The organism is Macromonas nakdongensis, from assembly GCF_002837145.1.
GTDB classification, from domain to species: domain Bacteria; phylum Pseudomonadota; class Gammaproteobacteria; order Burkholderiales; family Burkholderiaceae_C; genus Macromonas_B; species Macromonas_B nakdongensis.
On record NZ_NWMV01000133.1, the window covers coordinates 1 to 3,750 of the forward strand.

Sequence of the window (3,750 nt, forward strand, 5' to 3'; positions counted from 1 at the left end):
CAACTATTCTGACGCGGGGGGCTCGGCATTGCTCAACTTGTCCCGATGAGGCAGAACATGACACTGAACGGCGATCGTTCCGTAATCCGTTTTATGGTGCGCGATTGGAGATGTCCAGGGCTTCGCGGGATGCCCGGACATGAACGGGTCCCATGGCGCGATTGGACGCCGGTTCAAAACTAGCTGGAGGCGCGCATGAGGGCCTTGAATCAGGCGATGGAAAACCATTGCCAAATGCGATTCCACATCGTCGATGAGGTCGTTGAAGTTGTCGGAGTTGTAGCCTTCCGTGATGATCCGATCTAGGTTTTCCCAGAGGACCAGCGTTCCCGAGGCTTCGCCGTTCAATGGCTGGAAGTGGGCTTCCGAACCTGGTGCAGGCCCTTCAAACAGAAGCCACTCGCTGTTAGGATTGGCGGCAAGTTCGTCGAGGTCCCATCTCAGGCAGCTGCGCTCGCCGCTTTTTACGCTGGCGACGGTCAGGCGGCGGCACTGCGAAAACGAGGCTGTCTTTAGACCCATGCCAAAGCGGCCGAGGTCGTGCGGGCTTCGGGCGTCGGTTGGGTTCTTGTCGCCAAGGCGCATGGCGCCTTCAAGCTCCGCATCTGTCATGCCGCAGCCATTGTCGAGAACGGATACGCGGCTATTTGGGCCGTTCCAGACAAAATCAATCTGAACTTTGTCTGCTCCAGCGGATATGCTGTTGTCGATGATGTCTGCGAGGGCTGCCGCCGTCGAATACCCAAGTCCTCTGAGGGACTCGAGCATGGCCATTGCGCGCGGCGGCGCGCTTCGAGTCTTTTGATTCATCTCCAGAAGCCTTTTCCTGGCCAGTAGGCAAAACCGTTGTCCAAAAGCTTGCGCGCCAGTTTGCGGTGCCGACCATCCGGTGCGTCGGTGAAACTGATCCATACACGTCCGGAGCTGCCGTTGCGATCATCGTCGTAGGGGATTCCGAGTTCAGATGCCAAGGCGAGCATCGCGTCGATGGGGGACGGCCTTGACCTCTTCGCGCTGCTGTCAGAAGACTTTTGTGTCTGATCAGGGGCCTGCTCTCGAGAGGGGGCGGTTTCATCGTCAGGAGCGTCAACGTCTTGATCTGCCTCCGCGTTGTCTTTGGCGAGCAAATCCTCGATGTTTTCGCTTTCGCGGCTGGCACGCCTGCGTCGAGGCACTTCGGAGTTGTCGACTGAAATGGCCTCACGCGCGAATTGGACAGCAGTCTGCAGTCGCCTTAGCAACTTCGACTCAATTTGCCGAATGCGCTCGCGCGTGACACCGTAGCGTCGACCGACTTCATCCAGGGTCATCGGTTCTTGATCGCCAATGCCGTAGCGGAGGCAGAGGACTTGAGACTCCTTGATGTCGAGGGTGCCTAACAGACTCCGGACCGCCGTGGAGAGTTCGGAGGCGGACGCGATCTCCATTGGGTCCTCTTGAATGAGGGCGTCCTGCGCGCCTACTGTGATGAGTTTGTCTATCGAAATGTCCTGGAGGCTAACCGGTTCGGGCAGCAGGCGCATAAGACCTGCGGTCTTGTGCATTGGCATGCCGACAAGCTCAGCTATGTCTGCAGCTTTGGCGGGGCGGCCATGAGCGGCTTCAAAATCGTCGGCAGCTCGTCGGACGCGTTGCAGCTTCTCGAAGATGTGGACGGGAACCCGGATCGTTCTGTTCTTGTCAGCGACATGCCGGCTGACTTGCTGCCTGATCCACCAAGTCGCGTAAGTAGAGAACTTGAACCCGCGTCGCCAGTCGTATTTGTCTACGGCTTTGAGCAATCCCAGATTGGCCTCTTGAGTGAGGTCGTCGAGAGGGACGCCGCTGTACAGGTATTTTTTGGCGATGTGAAACGAGAGCTTAAGGTTGGCGCAAACCATGGCGTCGCGTGCCTTTAGATACTCTGCCACTGCCTGCAAATACTTGGTTCGCACTTCCGGCAGGGTTGTGTCGGAAATGTCTGCCAGCTCAAGCAAGAACCCACGGCTCAGGTTCAGCTCGGACAGCGCCGCGCGAACCGCTCCCCATTCTGAAGTGTTGGCGGCGGCACGCGCACCGAGTACTTCGAGAGATTTAAGAGCTTTGGCAAAAGAGGGGTCGCTAGGCAAGGAGGAGTTCTTGGATGAGTCCTCGATATCCTCCTCGCTGTCATCAGTCGTGTCGGCGACCGCGCCGCTCTCTCTTTCACCTTCGCCTTCGCCTTCTGGATCAGATTCGACATCTCCGCGAGACATCCAGGAAGTAGGTTTTAGCCCTGCGGTGACCTCGGCTCCGGCGGACAGGGTGCGAGTGATACCCGTAGGCCATCCCGCAAGCGCGTCCATTGCGGCTTCCAGCGATCTCTCCATGGTTTGGGCAAGCGAGATTTCCTCTTCCGCAGTGATTAGCGGTATAGACTGGAACTCGCGCTGATAGGTGCGAAGAGGTTCGTTTCGGTGGCTTGAGGCGGCATCGATAAATGAGAATGCCTCGTCCAGCAATGCCTCTTCCTCGGTGGATTCCGCAGGAGCGTCGTGATTGGCGTTTTCTTGCGACGGATTGGGGCCCAGCCAGTTATCTACGTCTGCACCAAGATCATTGACGACCATGAGCAAGAGGGCATGGGCTTCGGAATTGGGCGACCCATCCTCATCGGTTGACAGCTCTTCGATCTCGCGGTCCGATATGACGCATTCGCGGATTGCGCGCAAGAGCAGGGCGCGCAGGTGCGACCGGGTCTCAGTGTCAGCGGCTCTGGACAGCGGGGTGGATCTGTCAGGCAAAAATGCGTCGATGTCGTCCCACTCGTCAAAGGAGTCGATCGGGGTGTGAAGTGAAATAGCGGTTTGGATCGCGACGGCTGCAACTGCGATAGTGGGGTCCGCAGTGGGCACGACGCTTTCCTCTTCGGCAACCCAGCCTGAAAGGTCAAATTCCAGATCGTCGTATTGGTCAAGGCCGGGCGGTATCTGCTCGTTGCCGACTGTGGTTGGAAGTACGGGTGTGTCATCGCGGTCCTGCGCCAATTCCTCGCCATGTTGGGAGACTTCAGCAGTCGATGAGAAGAGGCCTGGTTCGGTAGTTGGCTCCACGACACCAATGGCCGGGCCTGCGGTGGACGGTGCTGGATTCCCTCCATCCTTGGCAGCTATGTCAGGCGTATCTTCTTCGGACGGTGCACCTCGCGGGGCAGTTTCAACGTCTTGTCTGAATTCTGCGGCGCCCAGTTCTCGAAAACGGATTTGAGATGCAGCAATAACAGCCGCAGCCTCTTGCGCGCTCGCCGCGATAGCGATGTCGTGGGCTGTTTTTCCTGCCGGGTCTTGGAGGCTGCCATCAGCTCCAGCATCTAGAAGAAGCTTGCAAATAGCAGCTTTGTTGCGAGCGGCGGCAAGCATGAGCGGCGTCTGCCCTTTGCCGTCGCGGGCGTTGAGATCGTCGCCTCTGTCGATGTGAACTTGAACTGCACGGGAGATGCCCGTCACTACCGCCAGTCGAAGAAACTGGCTGAGCGGGCGCGCGAATGCTCCTGTGGTAACGTTCAAACGGGAACCCTCACCGCGCATTGATGCGGGACCGAGGCCTTCAAGTGCGGCACATGGGTTTCGCTGCCCGTTCCTGTAAGACGCAGGCGTCGGCCGTGCGAGGTCAAATTCCCTGTGTACATTCTTCCCCTGAGAAGCTTTTTACTAAATTCTACAGTCGGCTGGCGCTTGTTTGCTTCCGGGTCAGCCAGAGAAAATGAACACGATGAACCGCCCCGGGTTTCAA

At 58.0% G+C, this 3,750-nt stretch carries 3 protein-coding genes; all 3 read right to left on the reverse strand.

What is annotated here, in order from left to right; translation table 11 throughout:
- Nucleotides 1-3: 3 nt before the first annotated feature.
- Complete coding sequence (locus CON77_RS14000; RefSeq protein WP_101050121.1) at nt 4-768, reverse strand: ATP-binding protein; 765 nt, start codon at nt 766-768, stop codon at nt 4-6.
- Between the two features lie 38 nt (nt 769-806).
- Nucleotides 807-3,524, reverse strand: a complete 2,718-nt coding sequence (locus CON77_RS14005; protein ID WP_232788552.1) for a sigma-70 family RNA polymerase sigma factor — start codon at nt 3,522-3,524, stop codon at nt 807-809.
- A partial coding sequence (locus tag CON77_RS15655; RefSeq protein WP_232788553.1) for a hypothetical protein occupies nt 3,521-3,750 on the reverse strand: 230 nt, incomplete at its 5' end. The genes CON77_RS14005 and CON77_RS15655, both read right to left, overlap by 4 nt.

Bases quoted from the DNA above. Each gene is read 5' to 3' on its own strand.
- CON77_RS14000 (WP_101050121.1), bottom strand. From the start codon at position 768: ATGCTCGAGTCCCTCAGAGGACTTGGGTATTCGACGGCGGCAGCCCTC.